General features: G+C 41.5%; 17 protein-coding genes and 1 tRNA gene. 11 read left to right on the forward strand and 7 right to left on the reverse strand.

From position 1 onward, the window contains the following. Positions 1 to 36 precede the first annotated feature (36 nt). The 3 genes from KEJ24_07215 to KEJ24_07225 are packed head-to-tail and all read left to right on the forward strand — an operon-like array spanning position 37 to position 2,171. The gene (locus tag KEJ24_07215; GenBank protein MBS7647610.1) at positions 37 to 1,371 is read left to right on the forward strand and encodes a serine hydroxymethyltransferase; all 1,335 of its coding nucleotides are present in this window, start codon (positions 37 to 39) and stop codon (positions 1,369 to 1,371) included. Between the two features lie 10 nt (positions 1,372 to 1,381). After that, positions 1,382 to 1,825, forward strand: coding sequence for a DUF488 domain-containing protein (locus KEJ24_07220; GenBank protein MBS7647611.1), 444 nt, complete (start codon positions 1,382 to 1,384; stop codon positions 1,823 to 1,825). A 40-nt stretch (positions 1,826 to 1,865) separates the two neighbouring features. After that, positions 1,866 to 2,171 (forward strand): nucleotide pyrophosphohydrolase, encoded by a 306-nt coding sequence (locus KEJ24_07225; protein MBS7647612.1) that lies wholly within the window; start codon positions 1,866 to 1,868, stop codon positions 2,169 to 2,171. Here KEJ24_07225 and KEJ24_07230 read toward each other — a convergent pair. From KEJ24_07230 to KEJ24_07245, 4 genes are all read right to left on the reverse strand, one after another. Beyond that, positions 2,163 to 2,426: a winged helix-turn-helix transcriptional regulator gene (locus KEJ24_07230; GenBank protein MBS7647613.1), complete on the reverse strand. Its 264-nt coding sequence runs from the start codon at positions 2,424 to 2,426 to the stop codon at positions 2,163 to 2,165. The two genes, KEJ24_07225 and KEJ24_07230, sit on opposite strands and share 9 nt — an antisense overlap. A gap of 47 nt (positions 2,427 to 2,473) precedes the next feature. Then, complete coding sequence (locus tag KEJ24_07235; protein MBS7647614.1) at positions 2,474 to 5,878, reverse strand: DNA polymerase II large subunit; 3,405 nt, start codon at positions 5,876 to 5,878, stop codon at positions 2,474 to 2,476. A gap of 139 nt (positions 5,879 to 6,017) precedes the next feature. Continuing rightward, positions 6,018 to 6,776 carry a geranylgeranylglyceryl/heptaprenylglyceryl phosphate synthase gene (locus tag KEJ24_07240; protein MBS7647615.1) on the reverse strand — a complete coding sequence of 253 codons (759 nt, stop codon included), beginning with the start codon at positions 6,774 to 6,776 and terminating at the stop codon, positions 6,018 to 6,020. 24 nt (positions 6,777 to 6,800) lie between these two features. After that, positions 6,801 to 7,058: a hypothetical protein gene (locus KEJ24_07245; protein MBS7647616.1), complete on the reverse strand. Its 258-nt coding sequence runs from the start codon at positions 7,056 to 7,058 to the stop codon at positions 6,801 to 6,803. A 79-nt stretch (positions 7,059 to 7,137) separates the two neighbouring features. Here KEJ24_07245 and KEJ24_07250 point away from each other — a divergent pair, with 79 nt between their 5' ends. The 4 genes from KEJ24_07250 to KEJ24_07265 all read left to right on the forward strand — a co-directional run bounded on the left by KEJ24_07250 (position 7,138) and on the right by KEJ24_07265 (position 10,789). After that, positions 7,138 to 8,001 (forward strand): NAD+ synthase, encoded by an 864-nt coding sequence (locus KEJ24_07250; protein MBS7647617.1) that lies wholly within the window; start codon positions 7,138 to 7,140, stop codon positions 7,999 to 8,001. Positions 8,002 to 8,013: 12 nt separating this feature from the next. After that, positions 8,014 to 8,847 carry a carbon-nitrogen hydrolase family protein gene (locus tag KEJ24_07255; protein ID MBS7647618.1) on the forward strand — a complete coding sequence of 278 codons (834 nt, stop codon included), beginning with the start codon at positions 8,014 to 8,016 and terminating at the stop codon, positions 8,845 to 8,847. Positions 8,848 to 9,383: 536 nt separating this feature from the next. Next, positions 9,384 to 9,863: a hypothetical protein gene (locus KEJ24_07260; GenBank protein ID MBS7647619.1), complete on the forward strand. Its 480-nt coding sequence runs from the start codon at positions 9,384 to 9,386 to the stop codon at positions 9,861 to 9,863. Between the two features lie 209 nt (positions 9,864 to 10,072). Further along, positions 10,073 to 10,789 (forward strand): MarR family transcriptional regulator, encoded by a 717-nt coding sequence (locus tag KEJ24_07265; protein MBS7647620.1) that lies wholly within the window; start codon positions 10,073 to 10,075, stop codon positions 10,787 to 10,789. On the opposite strand, the gene KEJ24_07270 is transcribed toward KEJ24_07265, so the two are convergent. Further along, positions 10,790 to 11,212 (reverse strand): hypothetical protein, encoded by a 423-nt coding sequence (locus KEJ24_07270; GenBank protein MBS7647621.1) that lies wholly within the window; start codon positions 11,210 to 11,212, stop codon positions 10,790 to 10,792. A 745-nt stretch (positions 11,213 to 11,957) separates the two neighbouring features. On the opposite strand from KEJ24_07270, the gene KEJ24_07275 reads away from it, so the two are divergent. After that, entirely contained in the window at positions 11,958 to 13,208 is a 1,251-nt protein-coding gene (locus KEJ24_07275) for an ORC1-type DNA replication protein (GenBank protein MBS7647622.1), read from the forward strand. Positions 13,209 to 13,228: 20 nt separating this feature from the next. On the opposite strand, the gene KEJ24_07280 is transcribed toward KEJ24_07275, so the two are convergent. Continuing rightward, entirely contained in the window at positions 13,229 to 14,818 is a 1,590-nt protein-coding gene (locus tag KEJ24_07280; GenBank protein ID MBS7647623.1) for a DNA-directed DNA polymerase II small subunit, read from the reverse strand. Beyond that, positions 14,800 to 15,396, reverse strand: coding sequence for a DUF429 domain-containing protein (locus KEJ24_07285; GenBank protein MBS7647624.1), 597 nt, complete (start codon positions 15,394 to 15,396; stop codon positions 14,800 to 14,802). Before KEJ24_07285 ends, KEJ24_07280 begins: the two co-directional genes overlap by 19 nt. A 74-nt stretch (positions 15,397 to 15,470) precedes the next feature. Here KEJ24_07285 and KEJ24_07290 point away from each other — a divergent pair, with 74 nt between their 5' ends. The 3 genes from KEJ24_07290 (at position 15,471) to KEJ24_07300 (ending at position 16,964) form a co-directional block, all read left to right on the forward strand. Beyond that, a complete protein-coding gene (locus KEJ24_07290) occupies positions 15,471 to 16,457 on the forward strand; it encodes a phosphate uptake regulator PhoU (GenBank protein MBS7647625.1) in 987 nt (328 codons plus the stop codon). Next, positions 16,457 to 16,735, forward strand: coding sequence for a hypothetical protein (locus KEJ24_07295; protein ID MBS7647626.1), 279 nt, complete (start codon positions 16,457 to 16,459; stop codon positions 16,733 to 16,735). Before KEJ24_07290 ends, KEJ24_07295 begins: the two co-directional genes overlap by 1 nt. A gap of 106 nt (positions 16,736 to 16,841) precedes the next feature. Continuing rightward, positions 16,842 to 16,964, forward strand: a tRNA-Ser gene (locus tag KEJ24_07300). The last annotated feature ends 54 nt before the right edge of the window (positions 16,965 to 17,018 follow it).

The raw sequence follows: 17,018 nt of genomic DNA on the forward strand, positions 1-17,018 counted from the left end.
GCTAAACTCAAAATGGTTTTATTCGAGAAGGAGATAATGTGCACGGGTGTTAATGTGTTATCTCCCCGTGAAGAATATGATCATGTGTTGTGGCTTCTTCAAAAGCATCATGAATGGTTCCGCGAATGTATCCCGTTAATTGCAAGTGAAAACATCCCAAGTCCGGCAGTGCGGGAGGCGTTAACAACAGATTTTGGGAATCGTTATGCCGAAGGCTGGCCTGGAGAACGTGTTTATGCTGGATGCCGCTTCATAGATCAAGTAGAATTTAAATGCATTGAGCTTATGAAGAAACTTTTCGATGCAGAGTTTGTTGATGTCAGACCCATCTCAGGAGTTGTAGCAAATCTTGTCGTTTATACGGCATTCACAGAACCCGGCGACACCATGATGGCGCTGTCCATACCATGCGGCGGCCACATAACCACGGGTAAAAAAGAGCTAGGAGGCACAGCAGGAGCTGTGCGAGGGTTAGTGGTGGAGTATTTGCCCATGGATTACAAAGAGTTAAACATCGACGTAGACAAGGCAAAACAGCGGATAGAAAAGCTAGCAGCTGAAGGAAGGCCGCCGAAACTTGTCATGTTCGGAGCCAGCGTGTTCCCATTCCCGCATCCAGTAAAAGAACTCGCGGACACTATCCATGCAGTGGGCGGAACAGTTGGCTATGACGCAGCGCATGTAGCAGGCCTAATAGCCGGGAAATGTTTCCAAGATCCCCTACGTGAAGGGGCCGACGTAGTAAGCTTCAGCACCCATAAAACCTTCTTTGGCCCACAACACGGTGGAGTCTTATCCTGGGAAAAATATGCCAACAGAATAAAGCGCGCTACATTCCCGGGAATGGTAAGCAACCATCACTTACATGCAGTGGCTGGCGTGACCATCGCAGCGGCTGAGATGCTTGAGTTCGGAAGAGAGTACGCCCGTCAAGTAGTTAGGAACGCGAAGGCCCTCGCTCAAGCACTCTATGAACGAGGTTTCAACGTTTTGGCTGAACATAAAGGATTCACGGAATCCCATGTAATTTTGATAGATATAACTAAGTATGGCGATGGAGGCACTATAGAAGGAACGTTGGAGAAGGCAAACATAATAGTAAACAGAAACCTTTTGCCATGGGATATAAAAGAAGGTAGGCACTTCCAGCATCCCGGGGGCATAAGACTTGGTGTTTCAGAGGTGACAAGACTTGGAATGCGTGAATATGAAATGATTGAAATAGCTGAATTCATAAAACGCGTGATAATAGACAAGGAATTGCCGGAAAAAGTTAGAGCAGATGTAGCGGAGTTTAGAAAATATTACCAAAAAGTGCATTACTGTTTTGAAAATACTACAGAAGCCTACCAATACATAAAAATCCGCTAGGTTTCAAATATTGAGCAACGAAATAACCGTTTGGACTATTGGTCACAGCGATCGCAATTTAAATGTGTTTCTTGAACTTTTAAAAGAACATGATATTCACGTTTTGGTGGACGTCCGTCGGTTTCCAACATCAAAAGTTGAGCATTTTAAAAGGGAGAACATGGAAAAGTGGCTCTCAGAACATGGTGTAGAGTATGTCTGGCTTGGCAAAGAGTTGGGAGGCTACCGCAAAGGCGGCTATAAGAAACATATGCAAACCAAACTTTTCAAAGAAGGGGTAAAGAAACTGGTGAAGATAGCCGCCCAGAAAAAGACATGTATAATGTGTATGGAGCCAAACCCAAAACACTGCCACAGAAGATTCATAGCCGCCTACTTGGAGAGGCAAGGAGTGAGAGTAATGCACATAGTCGCAAAAGGCCAGCGAAGTTTCACTAATAACCTAAAGGTTTAAACTACAAAATCAAAAAATACAAAATCCAGCTGGGAAAAGTATGCAAATACGTGAATTTCAAGATTTGATGCATCGGCTCTACTTTCATAAAGATTCTAAGAGGGGAGTTGAAAAAACGTTTGAATGGCTTGTGGATGAAGTCGCAGAGTTAGGTGAAGCTCTAAAAGCAGGTGATAAAAAGGCGTTAGAAAATGAGTTTGCGGATGTTATCGCATGGTTAGCTTCTTTAGCAAACATATCAGACGTCAATTTGGAGGAAGCGGCTGTCCGTAAATATAACGGAAAATGTCCAAAATGTGGAGAGCTACCATGCCAATGCCCATTTTGGGTTGAAAAGCTAACCTAAACGTTTTTGCCCAAACCCTGTAAGCGTCCAAGTTGCTGGTCGACTGTTCTTACGCTGAACTATGCCTTTTATCTCTAAAAGTTTCAAGTGGTGCAGCACAACGTTGTAGGGTAAGCCGGTTGTTTTTGAAATTTCCCTTGTACTCGCTGAAGTCTTTTCTAGAAAGTCCAATATCGCGGTTCTCGCTTTTAGGCCTGTTTTAACATTCCTAAATTCTCTCAGGTAAGCGTTTGGATGGTACCTCTCTTTAGGCATCGTTATCCAAATCAGTTTTTAACAATAAAGGATAGAAAAGTTTTCACTTAAGTGAAATCTGTTAAGCTTATTTGTCTTGGTTTTTTTCCTTCGAAAAGGGAGTTGATTTCATCCCTTATAAGGGTGATTCTTTGGGTGTAGTATTTTGGCAAACGGTATTTCCGGGCGATGTGTTCGGCAGCCTCTAGGTATTTCTCTATGCTTCCACGATAAACGGTGAGGGTTAGGTCACCTCCGCATTGTAGACACTTGCCCTTCAATGGTAGACGACGGAACCGTTTATTACACGACTTACATCTAAAGCCTTGAGTTGAAAAGGCCCTCAGGTTTCCGGCGATGTCACGGATAAAATGTTTAACTAAAACCTTTAACGCCACTTTCCGGACGTCCACAGCTCCAATCTTCTCTGCTAGGGAAAGTTGTCCATTTAACTTGTCAGTCATTGTTTTAAATCGTTTATAGGCGCTTTCCTCGACACCCAGGCCTATATTTGAAACTGGTACAGTAAAGTGGTAGCCTTCAAATTGCGCCTCCGTTCCAAGCCTATGTTCTATGAGATCTATTATAGGACTTACGTGTTTAGCTTCTACTCTCTGTAAGGTTTTCTCATAAAACTCCAAGGGGTACATACTTGCAACATCAAAGTCATGCGCTTGCCTCTGCACCTCCTTTGGATTAACAATAGGCATAAGCAGTAAAGGAGCGTCCATTATTCCACCGATTTGCGCAGGCAAATATTTTCTGGAAAAGTTAAGTAAAGCATCGAGCGCAAGCATTAAAGCGTCCTCGTCGCCGTCACAGTCCCTACGTTTTGCGGAGTGCCAGAGAGGATGGGCATAACACACATTCAAGTTGGTGAAGCCTATAATTCGCCCCAAGATGCCAACTGAAGTGTGAGGCGCTAAACCAATAACCAGATGCCCGACAAGATCTTCAATGCGTCTCACGTTATAGTACGGTTGAAGCCTATAAACTTTCATGAGAAGCTCGTCCAAAAAGCTGGCAACACGTACAAAATATTCCGCACATTTAACTGGAATAACCACATCTTGCACTTTAAGCTCACAAATTTGTTCAGGATTTATCAAAGGGGAGCCATAAATATCATAATGATAGCCGAGCTGCATAAGTTTCTCAATTGAAACACCAATTTCAGCAGGTTTAAAATGCGTGAGGGGAGCGTTCGTTGCGTCGAACCGGATGGTCCCATCTTTATAGACAGATAAGTCGTATTTCGCTCTCAAAATGCCCTTCTCGAGAACCTCAGGCATCTTTGTCTCGTTAGTTAAACCTTTAACACCTTTCAGAATTCTTGGCATCGAAACTTGCAGGATATTACATGCTTCCTCAAGGAGTGTCTTAACGTTAACTGCGCATTTTCTATACCGAACCGCAGGAATTTTGCAAACTGGACACTCCCTTTCGTCATTTAGAATTTTGCCGCAACGGGGGCAAGCCGTTTCTGCAACGGTTTCAGAGCCACAGATTGGACATTTTATCTTAAAGGAATACACATTACATTTGGGACATTTTAGCCTAACAATTTCTACGAAAACATTCCCTTTTTCACAAGCCTCAATTATATCCCTTTGAGGGCCTCCTGCTAAACCCACTGGAAACAGTACATGCACAAGAGGCTTCATCTCCCTTCTTTTTGCCTTCTCTGGTCTACCCATTCTTGCTCCTACAAAGGTGGGGGCCTTATCTCTTACAGCAACCCCGGAAAGTTTCTCGATAACCTCCAAAACAGTTTCGCTGCCAGAGACGCTAATATCAGAGCATTTGTGACCTAAACAAAAAGCAAGGACTCGTGCTTCGTCGTCTTCGAGCACTATTTTGCCATACATAACCTTGTGAGGTAAGCATATTGTCTCAAGGGCCTCTTTTACCTTTTCTTCCGTTTCGCCAACAATTCTGCAAGCAAAGTCACCATTATACTCCACATCACACTTTGATAACCAGTTTTTTAAGTGGACTAGTTTTTCAACAGACCCGAGACTTGACCAGAATGGTGTAAAAGCTGGATGAAGTGGCACCTTCAGTTTTAGAGCAAGATTTACTGCTTCTTCAAAGGAAGGCTTACATGTAAAGGGATCTTTAATGAGGCACTTAACCTTGCTGGGGGAAATCCCAACAAAAGCGGCGGCTTCTTCTAAATTTCCGTTAAAATTGGTTGCAATAGCTTTTTGTAAGTCTGCAGCCCACCATTCTTCTACATATCCAGCTGGAACCAAACTTTTTCCTTGATATAAGAAATCGCCAAAACTGACCAAGATATCGCCCAGAAACAAGATTTTCTCAATTTGATCTTTTACGTCGGCAAAATTTTCTAAGGAAACCTTAACGACAGAACCATCCCTCAATTTAGCAATCGGAGGCTCTAAAAAGTCAACAGGAACAGCGATGCCTCCCTTGCCTGGAAGTTCAAGGCGAAGTTGTGTACCAACAGCTATAAACCCCTGTAATACAAGCATTGTTGCCGGATGGATGCCGACAGCCGTTAAGCCCGTGTTCCTTGAACGCCCATAGCGTAAACGAAAGCCTCCATGCCTAGATGGAAAAGAGAAAATGGGCCGTCCGGCAACTACATCGTCCATAAAGCCAGCAGATTTCTTTTCGGACATTTTGCGGATATCTTTAAGCCAATCCCATCCCTGAATCCCAAGTTTCTCGACAATCGCTAAAACTTTTGATGCCCTCCCTACAATTCCATCATTAACAACACGTAAAGCGCCACCACGCACCTTATTAGTTTCGATCCTAGGGAGGTTACGATATGATGAAACCTCAACAGGATCTGTTTCTGTTCCAGTAACTTCCACGGGAATCCACTTGAGAGCCCTCCGCAATTCCTCGTCAGAAACATGATATTGAAAGCGACTCACCGCGCGTTCGTAAAGCCTAATTTCCTCAATAAAACGGGCAATCTCCTCATCAGTAGGTTTGTAACGGTCTAACCCTAAAAGTCTGCGGATAAAATCGCCAATAACAAGAGTTAACGCCTGATCTGTACCCCCAGCAGAGCGTATCGGCCCAGCAAAGTAAATGGCTAAGTATCTTGAATTATCATGATTCGTTTTAATTTTAACATGAGCCACGCCTTGAACTGGGGCGGCGGTGACACCTTCGGTTAGAATTGCCAAGGCTGTGCGCACAGCTTGTTCGGCTGCTGCCTCAGGCTCCATGTGCCCAAATCTCCCATAGACAATTTCCTCGGCAATCTTGAAGGCCAATTCTTCCCTTGGAAGCTTTTGGCTTAATTCTCTGATTCTTCCCGCAACACCCTTAGGACCCACTAATCCTTCAACAAGATCCGCCATATCTCTTGCAATTTCACATTCAGGACTAATGGAGGGGTCGTAACCTTTTTTTCGGGCCATTCGGCTTATAGCGTATAACACTTCAAGTTGTTTCTCTAAGCTTTCTACATATTTTGCATACGCATCGCTCATAGATTTGTTCAATCAATCCCTCCTTACAAAGCTACACTAGGGATTTTATTTTAGTTTTTGCTGACATAAAAAAGAAGAACGTCGTCATAGCTTTTCTTTGAAGCATAAATGTTTTCTAAAACTTAAACTTACACTTAAATTAAGCCTGCATCTTACTCTGTTTTATACCCTCAATAATTCTGGAAACTCGATCTTCAACTTGCCCATATTCCACAACATTGCCGGTAACGATTATATCCGCACCAGCGGATACCGCGTCAAAAGCTTGATCCCCAGACTTTATTCCTCCACCAACAATCAAAGGAACCGTTATACAGCCCTTAACGAGTCTAATCATTTCACGAGGCACCGGCTGTTTAGCGCCCGATCCAGCCTCAAGATATATGAAGCGCATGCCCAAATACTGCCCAGCTAACGCGTGTGCTGCAGCTAGCTCTGGCTTGTCATAGGGGATTGGCACAGCCTTCCCGATTATCCCAGCGGTGCCACCCTCACCGACAATGATGTAGCCCATTGGGATGGGCTCTAGATTGTACTTTTTAACCAATGGAGCCCCTAAAACTTGTGCCCCTATTATAAAGTATGGGTCTGTGGAATTTAGAAGGGACATAAACCATATTGCATCCGCATAGCGGCTTATGCTGGTTACGTTATTTGGAAACAGGATGACGGGGAGCCCAACAGCTCGTTTAATCGTTTTAACCACACTGTCAAGATGTTTAGTAGAGATAAAAGTGGACCCCCCTACCATTATGGCGGATGTCCCGCTCGCTTTTGCCTTCTCAGCAATCACCGAGGCTTGTGATGGAGTAACTTTCTCTGGATCGATAAGCGTTATATGAATTGCACCTTCGCTCTGAATCTTGCCAAGTAAATACTTCTCTACAGAACCCACCATTGCAGCTTCACCTTACAGCTATCCTCAACTTTGCCTTGCAGTTGTGTTCTTCAACCCGCTGTAAAATTTGTCAGTAAACATGCAATATACGTCTATCTCACCCAGGGCTTGCTTAACCGGAAACTCTTCCTGTGCCCCACAGTTTCCGCAGCTCACAACTGCGCGGCCTTCTTCACGAAACATCTCCACGCGAACTGCTTCTTTTCCGCAGCTTGGGCAGGAGTAGAGTTTCGGCAACCGTTTTTTGGGGATACGAATCACTTTTCTTCTTCTTCTTCCCATACTTCAGTCCTTCACATTTCGTCAAGCCACATTTAAATCATTTATTAATCTTCGTCCTTAAATACTTGCCTAATCCAATATGCATTGGAGAGAACATCCCTTGAAACTCACTCAACAAGTCTTGGAGTTGAACTGGGAAGAAGTCAAAACCAAGATTACTCGCTTCATAAAAGATTACGTGGAAAAAGCCAAGGCGAAAGGCATAGTGCTCGGTCTTTCAGGAGGTGTTGACAGTAGCACAGCAGCAGCCCTATCCGCTATAGCCATTGGAGGAAACAAAATTTTAGGGCTACTACTACCAGAAAAGGAGACCTACAGCCCTGAAGACATAAGACATGCCGAGCTTGTCGCAGAAAAATTCGGGATAAAAACTGAAATTATTGATATAACACCAACGTTGGAGGCTTTGCAGAAAACAATACCGGCTTTCGATCCAGAGGACAAGCTCTCTAATGGGAACTTGAAAGCCCGCACACGAATGCTTTATTTATATTACTACGCCAACAAATTTAACCTAATAGTGTGTGGTAGTTCAGATAAATCTGAAGTAATGATAGGGTATTTCACTAAGTGGGGAGACGCCGCGGCGGATATAGCACCTCTAATGGATCTTTACAAGACTCAAGTGCGAAAACTGGCAAAGCATATAGATGTCCCAGAAGAAATTGTCAACAAACCATCAACACCAATGCTTTGGCCTGGACAAACAGCTGAAGAGGAAATAGGCGTAAAGTACGAAGTTTTAGATCTCATTCTTTACGGCCTCGAACACTTTATGAAGGTTGAAGAAATAGCGGAACAATTAGGCTTGAAAAAAGAGTTGGTGGAAAGAGTGGAGACACGGTGGAAAAACATGGAGCACAAGAGACGAATGCCTTTGACGACAAAAATCCAATACAGAACAGTGGGGCTTGACTTCAGACTCCCCCATACTCAACAGTAGATTGGTGAATGTATGAAAAATAAATTCAAAGTGGCGTTGTGTCAAATAAGCTGTCAAAGAGGGGACAAGACAGCTAATATACAAAAAATGGAAGAATCTACCGCAAAGGCTAAACAGCAGGGTGCAGAACTTGTGATTTTTCCAGAACTTTCATTAACCGGCTATACACTTAGAGATGAGCTTTACAGGTTAGCAGAAAAAATTCCAGGTCCATCCACAAACACCATAAAAGAGATCGCCCGAAAATATGAAATCCACATAGTCTTTGGCATGCCAGAACTAAGCGAAAAAACACAAGCCACCTTATACAACACCGCAGTCCTTGTGGGACCAAAGGGCTTTATAGGGAAATATCGGAAAATGTATCTACCAACACATAGCATATTTGAGGAAAAACGATACTTCAGGCAAGGATATCATGCAGGAGTATTTGAAACCGAACTCGGTAGCATAGGACTTATAATATGCTATGATATCTTCTTTCCAGAAGTATGCCGCCTAACGAGACTTGAAGGAGCACAATTAATTGCATGTATTTCAGCTTCACCCGCAATTCGTCGCGGATTCTTTGAAAATTTAACCATCGCAAGAGCTATAGAAAACACAGCGTTCTTGGCATACGTAAATCTTGTTGGCGTAGAAGATGGGCTACAATTTTGGGGAGGTAGCAAACTAATAGGACCTAATGGAAGAACCATTGTAACAGCTAAGTATGACGAAGAAGACCTGGTGATTGGCGAGATTGATTACACAGAGATTCGCCAAATTGAACCTTTTGTGCCAACTTTAAGGGATCTACGCCCTGAAATCTTTTATAAGTTGAAAGAAAAAGCGGAAAAAATTTAAAAAGTTAAAGTTTCTCACCAATGAGGTAACATTCAATGCTGAAGCATTATTAAATCACGATCAAATCACACTTCACAGTGAAAACCGCGAAAGTTGCTAATTATCACGTGTGATCTCATGTGATGAGTGATATCACAAAATTAATGAAGTATACAAAAGCATTCTTTGAAAAATAACTGAAAACCAGCCAGCAAATTCCAATAAACAGCAAGGCAAGAAGTGGGAAGTGTAACCAAGTTGTTATCCGAATAAGCAGGAGACATACCAAATGTGATTAGTTAAGGAAATAACTAATGAGTATGATCTTTAACAAGCACATCAAGTGTTTAAAGTATTTTGGGGGAATTAACAAAATTTTGAATTTTCATTAGCTAAATCGGAAAAACAGCACATCTCGTGAAATTTTGAGATTTAGGGCGTACAGTCCGATCAAAATGCGTCTATAGGATGCGCTTAAGAGTATTTTATTCTCCAACAAATTTTAATATCCCGTATACAAAATTGTATCCATTTAAGCAAATGCATCTGGGAGCAAAATGAGGCTAAAAGAGACGATGCACGAATTACTTAAAAAATCTTTTGAAGACCCCATTGTAAAAATACTGGTAAAAAATAGCCATTTAACAAAAATACAGCTTGAAACATTGTTAATAGATGTTTTAGCTGAAAATTTATTAGGTAAACCTTTAAAATATGATGAAAAAGCTAGATTACGTTTAACAAAGGCTAAAATAAGCCGCGGTGCTTTTAACAGGACATTAAAACAAGCTAAAGAAAACGTCATAAAGTCCATATACACAGTCTTGCTTCTGGGATACTTAGGGATTTTTGAAACCACAACTTTGAGCGCATATATTGAAGTGGCGAACAAACTACAAGAGTACATAGAATCCCATAAAACAATGGCAAGCAAAAACTTACAACTTGAGGAACAATTGAAGTTTCTAAAAATTCTGAAAGAGGAACTTGAAATGAGTTTAGAGCGACTTTCTGAACCATCAAAAGGATTCATGTGATGTCACGAATCACGAAGCTCAACGTAAACGTTAGTGATTGGGAAAATACCCAAAAATGAAGGTGCTTTGGATTTGTGTGATGTGTGACATCATAGTAACTGAACATAAGCACAAGTCTTAAATGTTCTTTTTTGAAAAATGTGATGTGTGACGTAACATGTTTAGGATCACAAAGAAGTTACATTTAAGTCACAGGGGTGAATTGTGAGGTGATTAATACTGTTTTTATTATTCTTCCAGCTATCTTCTTCGCTATAACAGTAGGTTTTGCCATTGAGTATTATCGACATCTTAGCAAGGTTAAGTTAGAGTATGAAAAAGCAAAGACAACTTTTAATGACATAATTTTAAGTTTCAGTAGGGAACTTAAACGCACAATTGAAAATGTGGAAACTCTTGTTTACAAGGTAGAAGCAGCTTCGGCGAAAAGCAGCGAAGCAACCAATAGAGTCGAAGCTTTAGAGGGAAAAATCAAGGCGATAGAAAATAAAGTTAAGGAAATGTCTGGAGACTTAGATAAAGTTTTAGCTCGTTTAAATGAAGTAGAGAAGCAAACACGTGATGTTGTTACATCACAGAATGAGTTAGCCACAAAAATCTTTATGCTCGAAGAGAAAGCAAAGCAGACTCAAGCCCTTCCTGAGTTAGGGGTTGTCACGGCCATACCTATAAGGAAGGAAAGAGCACTGGCATACTTGACTGAAACGGAACTTGCAGTATTGGAAATGTTAGCAACAGAAGGGCCAAAAACAGCTCCGGAAATTAAAGAGCGAATTAAGCTCAGTAGAGAGCATACTGCAAGGTTGATGAAAAAGCTCTATGAAGAAGGCTATTTGGAAAGGGACTCAAGCAAAATACCATTTAAATATAGTGTAAAAAAGGAGATGGAAAAACTCCTAAGGAAAACCGAGGCAGAATCTACCTAATTAAAGTCGAGGCATCTTCTGTTTTACAGTAACCTGTGAAAAGTTCGGGGATACCCTATATTTTAAACGATTAGAGGCACCGGATCTTATTAACAAACCTTTATTCGCCATCCTTGAAAGATACGTGGCAACAGTGCTTAGGCCTATTGGTTGTTTAAATTCTTGCTCGTATGCCAACTGAACATCTTTTGACGAAAACCACGAAACTGGAAAGTGTTTTTGGATTACAGATAACAATTGGTCATATTTTGACGTTTCACTTAAGGGAACATACGTTTCGGAATGATTGCTGACGCCGCCCAAAAGTTCTACAAGGTCAAGCAGACGAAGGGCTTTTTCTCGAGTAATCTGTCCTTCAAAGGCTATGCTATATTTATTGCCCTCATTATCGAATATTTCAATTCGCATTTTCCTCGCTGGCATCTTTTCACAATTTAACACTTCACAAGTTATAGCTATTACGGTGAAAACTATGAAAACAAAAATAATTTTAAAAGGTAAAAATAAAGAAAAGAGGAAAATTTGCAGAATTTTTATTTCAAAAGCTTCACATCTTTTTCATTATTGATGAAAAAGAAAAAAGTCAATTTGTTTTGTATTTTCCACTTGAAACAATGGGGTGCCAATTTCGCAAGAAAGAAACAAAAATATGTCAATAAAAAGAAAAAAAGCAGAAGAAAAAAAGCAGAGATAGATAAAGTTCACACAATATTAACAAAGTTGTGAAATTAAATGAAGTAATAAAACATTGGTTTTCTGCCGGTTAAACTGAGAATGAAATAATGGACGAAGTTGAGGTAAAATTTTGAGGTAAAAACATCACCGGGAGACCCCCTTGTTTCCGTTGGAAAGTTCATAGAATTAAAGATATAAAATTGAAAAGCGAGTCAAAAATTTAGAGATTTAAAGAGTCTGTTCACTTTTTTAAACAAGAAGTTTTTAATTTCCAACTATTTTTCTAACCTTTCAGAGTATATTCCCTCTTCACAGGGAATCAGAATTTTTTATTTTTCTTTAAGAGTTCCAGTAGAAATGGTGGGGTGTCTCCCATTAATATCCGTGCACTTTTCCATTTCTTTAATTGTTTTTTCGCTATAGTCCAGTTTGTTGTATAGTATAACTTATTTTTAGTCAACTTAAGGTGAAAGCACTGTAAAGAGGAAGATCTATGAGCAATTCAAATATTCTCGATGAAGTATTCAGCAAGTTTCTTAATAATATGGGAATTTTTAAAGATCGAGAAGTTCTTCGTCACGATTACCTACCTGAGAGATTACCTCATCGTGAAGAGCAAATAAAACGTCTCGGTGAAACCGTGGCGCCTGTTTTGAAGGGTGCAAGGTGTTCTAACATTTTCGTTTATGGAAAAACTGGAACCGGCAAAACTGCCGTTACTAAATATGTCTTAACAAGATTAGAGGCAAAAGCAAAGGAATTCGGTTCTTTTGTAAGCTTTTGTTATGTTAATTGTCGTTTGGCTGGAACAGAGTATCGGGTCTTGGCAAGCCTTTGTAATAGTATTCAACTTCAAGTGCCTTTTACCGGGCTGTCTGTTGGTGAAGTATTTGAAAGGTTTAAGAATAGTTTAAACAGGGAGAAAAGAATAATGATTATAGCTCTAGACGAAGTGGATGCCTTAGTTAAATCGAGAAGCGACACCCTCTTGTATGAGTTAACTAGAATTAACGAAGCATTATCGCAAAGTAAAGTTTCTATAATTGGGATATCAAACGATTTGCGCCTTAAAGAGTTTCTTGATCCACGGGTTTTGAGCTCTCTTAGTGAGGAGGAAATCGTTTTTAGGCCGTATAATGCTAGTGAACTTAGGACAATTTTGGCTGAACGGGCGCAAATGGCTTTCCGTGAGGGTGCCTTAAATGAAGGTGCCTTAAGTCTTTGTGCAGCTTTAGCTGCGGCAGAACATGGTGACGCGCGAAGGGCTTTGGATTTGCTTAGGGTTGCAGGGGAGGTTGCGGAGCGAAACGGTGCAAAAATGGTTACTGAGGAACATGTGCGGGAGGCTGAAAAACTTATAGAACATAATCGTGTTATAGAGGCTCTTGCGAATCTTACATTACATTCAAAGCTTGTTATGTTAAGTATATTTCATTTAGTTAGGGCAAATGGTTACAAGGCGATTACTGGTGAAATATACGAAGTTTACAATGAACTTTGTGGAGAATTAGGTGTTACTCCCTTAACCCAGCGGAGAGTTAGCGCGTTAGTCAACGAGCTCGACGCCCTAGGGTTGCTGAACGCTCAAGTTACTAGTATGGGAAGGTATGGCAGGACAAAGAAAATTCGACTTGAGGTGACTCGAGGGCTTATCAGAGAAGCTTTTTCCGATGACGTTAGACTTGGGCGTCTGATTGACTATGAGCCAAAATGCCTTTCACAAAACATTCACGGCAAAAATTAAGGAAAACATTGCAGAACTATTCATCTGAAAGAAAGAACTTTTACGTCAAAAGTTTGTAAGTTCACCACCGGAACTAAACTAGTTGTGGGTACTAGGCCTAGCCTACGCATATAGTCTGTCTGCTCTTGCCAGCATCCTGAATTAACAACTAAGACACCTCGATAATTTATATAGCTGACAGTGTGGATGTGTCCGGCATGAAAGACGTCTGGAACACGTTCTATCACCAAGTAATCTTTAGTTTCGGGTGACAATGGGTTTTTTCCTCCATAAACGGGAGCTAAATGGCGGCTTTGCAAAAGCAAGGTCATTGCTTTTTCCGGGTGTGTGTAGTCCATTCCTGGAACTGTTGAAACCACGTCGTCAAGGCTTCGCCCATGATACAAAAGGACTTCAACTTTGTGAAGGCTTATAGTGCAAGGATTTCCCACAGAGTAAACACTTCTCGATTCTCTCAACGGTTCTAGAAAGGCGTCAGAAATTGGTGGTTGAGGCAGAGCTTTCCTCGAGGCATCATGGTTTCCTGGGATTATCACCACTTCAATGTAATCAGGTATTTGCTCAATAAACTCGGCAGCCAACTTATATTGTCCATAAATGTCTTTTATGGCTAACTCCTTAACCTGATTGGGGTACACTCCTATGCCATCAACAATGTCGCCGGCAATCAAAACGTATTTCACGTGACTAGCTATTTCTCGCATTTCTTTATTCCCATATTTGCCATTAAGCCACAGGACAAACCTGTTGAAGGCTTCTTTTTGAAACTTCACGCTGCCTACATGCATGTCCGATGTGAGAACGGCGTAAACTGGGAACTGAGCCTTGTTTTGAGTTTTTGGGGCTATGTCCGGCAAAATGATATCGTCAACGATAAGTAATTCTCCACGAGTTTTTGTAACACTCAAACATACAACTTGATCCAGTAGAAGCGTTCTCGCCTTATTTATGAGGTCGGTGGACGCGTTTTGTGGGACAAGCACCGTGGCGCTTGCTTGCAAATCTTCAATAGTTAGAATGATCTTCTGTTTGACCTCCCTTTTCTCGGTGATCATGCCGATAACTTTGAGCTTTGTATTTGGCGCAGCTTTCAAAGCATCAATAACTGAAGCTGCTCCTCTGACATCTATTCTTTGGCGAAGCAGCTTTTCAATCCGTTTGAATCTATCGCGAAAGTATGTTAGGTAATCTTCCATATTGCCGCTTGAGCTTAACCTGCTACCTGGATCGTCGATTATGTTGATGTCCGCTTCCACCTCCTTTGCATAAGGACGGAAGGTTTGCTTTCCTCCGAAAATTTGCTTATTTTGTTCAGATTCTGCAAGAGGCGGTTTTATAAGCTCCAAAACAGGCTGAAGAACTTCTTCTTTTGCCGGTTCCGGCTTTTCAACAAACTCCTCTAGGATTTTCCTCCCAATAAATATCGGTTTATCCTTAAGAGTGTTTATTCGCTCTAACGCTTTGCTTACAAGTTCCACAGGATCTTCGGTGGTGGCTATCATGCATAAAAAGTCGAAGGCTTCTTTGTTAAGCTGGTAACCCGCAGCTATCGTTACCTCAACTGCCTTTTGAAGCCTTTGGAGAGCATTACTCATAGTTTTATTTCCCACCAGCACCTCTTTTTTGGTATTACGATGAACCCATCGTCCTGATCACCTACAGTTTCTGTTTGTCCTTGTATATGGAGGTACGCTGTTAAAGCAGCGGTTACCGCGTCTAACTCGTGAGACGTAAGTGTTCGCATTTTTATAGAACCCTTTAACCCTATTCTTTTGAATATTTCCTGTATTATGTTCCAGTCTTTTGTAGGTATACTTAAGGCCTTTCTTGTTGATGTCGGGTGCACTTCAATGGTTTTTAGGCCCTTCTCCATTATTAACTTATTCAGTCTCTCAGCGCGGAGGGTAAGGGCTTTCATGGCTGATAACCCCGGTGGAAAAACGCGGTAGCCTTTTTGAATGAGTTCTTTGTCCGCTTTTCTTAACGCTCCTTTTTTAGGGAGTTTAAGCGGAGCGTCTATTGCTACAATTACTGGTTTAACATGCAGTATTTTGTCGAGAATTTCTTTGTCCGTGTAAATTAAACAGGTTTCAACAGTTCCTTGTTTCCAAATAGCGAATCCCGTGGGGTTTTCTTCTTTGCCAGCTAAGTCTATACCGGTTATAATTTCATCTTTCAATTTTGACATTTTTCGTCTAAATTTATATAGTTTTATATTGTTTTAGATTTGCTGGTATTTGGCTTCAAAATATGGTGGTTTGAGTGGGGACTCTACGCAAACTTCAACGAACTCCAAGCGGCACTTTTTTCGTTTGTTTGCCTAAAGATTGGGCTGAGCGTTATGGACTCAGACGGGGCGCTGTCGTGGCTGTAAGCGAAACCAGTGATGGTAAACTTCTCATAGATCCTGAATATGACGTTGCGCCTTCTCCACGCACCATAACTTTAAAACCTGGACCATTTTTAAGCCGCGAAATCGTCGGAAGGTATCTGTTGGGATTTGACATTATTCGAGTAGAGGCAAAGGAAAGCATTAGCTTCGACACGCGGGAAATAGTCAAGAAAACTGTTAGCCGTTTAATTGGATTAGAGATTGTTGAAGAGGATTACTCTAAGATTGTCCTTCAATGTTTGCTTGAACCTTCAAGTTTCCCACCTGAGAAAATTTTGCGAAGGGGGTATGCCATCGCCGCAGGCATGCATAGAGATGTCGTTAACGCATTGGTAAACGGAGATGTGCACATGGCAAAAAGCGTTATTGCAAGAGACGAAGAGGTAAACCGCCTATATTTTCTCCTTGTCAGAATTTTGAGAACGATAATTCAGAATCCAAGCTTAAGCGAGAAGCTTGGAGTTCAACCCATCGAATGTTTGGATTATCGCTTGGCTGCCAGCCTTGTTGAAGCTATTGGAGACGAATGTGTCCGTACAGCATTTAAGGTTGTAGAATTAAAAGGAGTCAAGCTAACCGATGCTTTCAAAAAATTGATCGTGGAGTTTCACACGTTGCTTTTCGAAGCACATGAGAATGCGTTAAAGGCGTTTTTTGAAGGTGATGTAGCGTTAGCCGAAGGAGTTCGAAACTTCAGGGAGAAACTCGAAAAAGCCTTAACTGCAGTTGAGAAAAGTGCAAAAGAGCAAAGTCTTGAAGCGATGCCTCATATTCTGGCGGCTGTTTCAACATTGCATCAAATTTATGCACATAGCGTGGACATAGCAGACTTGGTTATGCCAAAGAAACTTCAATAATGGCAGTGAAAGAATGCACCGAGCAAACACTGAAAAACAGCATTATATTGCTTGCAAGAGAGAAGATCTTTTATGTCGGACAAAGCCGCATAACTAAAGCGCAAACAGACAATATCTTAACAATGTCGCAGAGGGCTGGAGTGCTTAGCTTTTTACATCGGCTAATCTCTATGGGGTTAAGGGCGCTATATGCGCGGTTTATGCTAATAAGTATACCGGAGAATTTAAGCCTGGTGAAGGCGAAGGAGGCGCTATTAAAGTTGCTAGCAAAGCGATGAAAATCTTACATGAATGGGACGGAAAACGTGCTAAAGATAAAAGTCGCTTTATCCGTTGCTTATCCACGTAAACCCTTTAAGGAAATGGGTATGTTTCTGAATTTAGGCCGGGGTGGCGGAGCGGTTAACGCGCTGGCCTCGAGATCCGCTTAACGGCCTAAGGGGGCTCTGACAAGGAAGCCAGTGGGCCTTTGGGCTCGCAGGGGTTCGAATCCCCTCCCCGGCGCCAGTTTGGTTGTGTGTAGTTGTATTTGTGTTTGTTTCTGTTTTATGAATACACAAG

The organism is Candidatus Bathyarchaeota archaeon, assembly GCA_018396705.1.
Classification (GTDB): Archaea; Thermoproteota; Bathyarchaeia; order Bathyarchaeales; family Bathycorpusculaceae; genus DRVP01.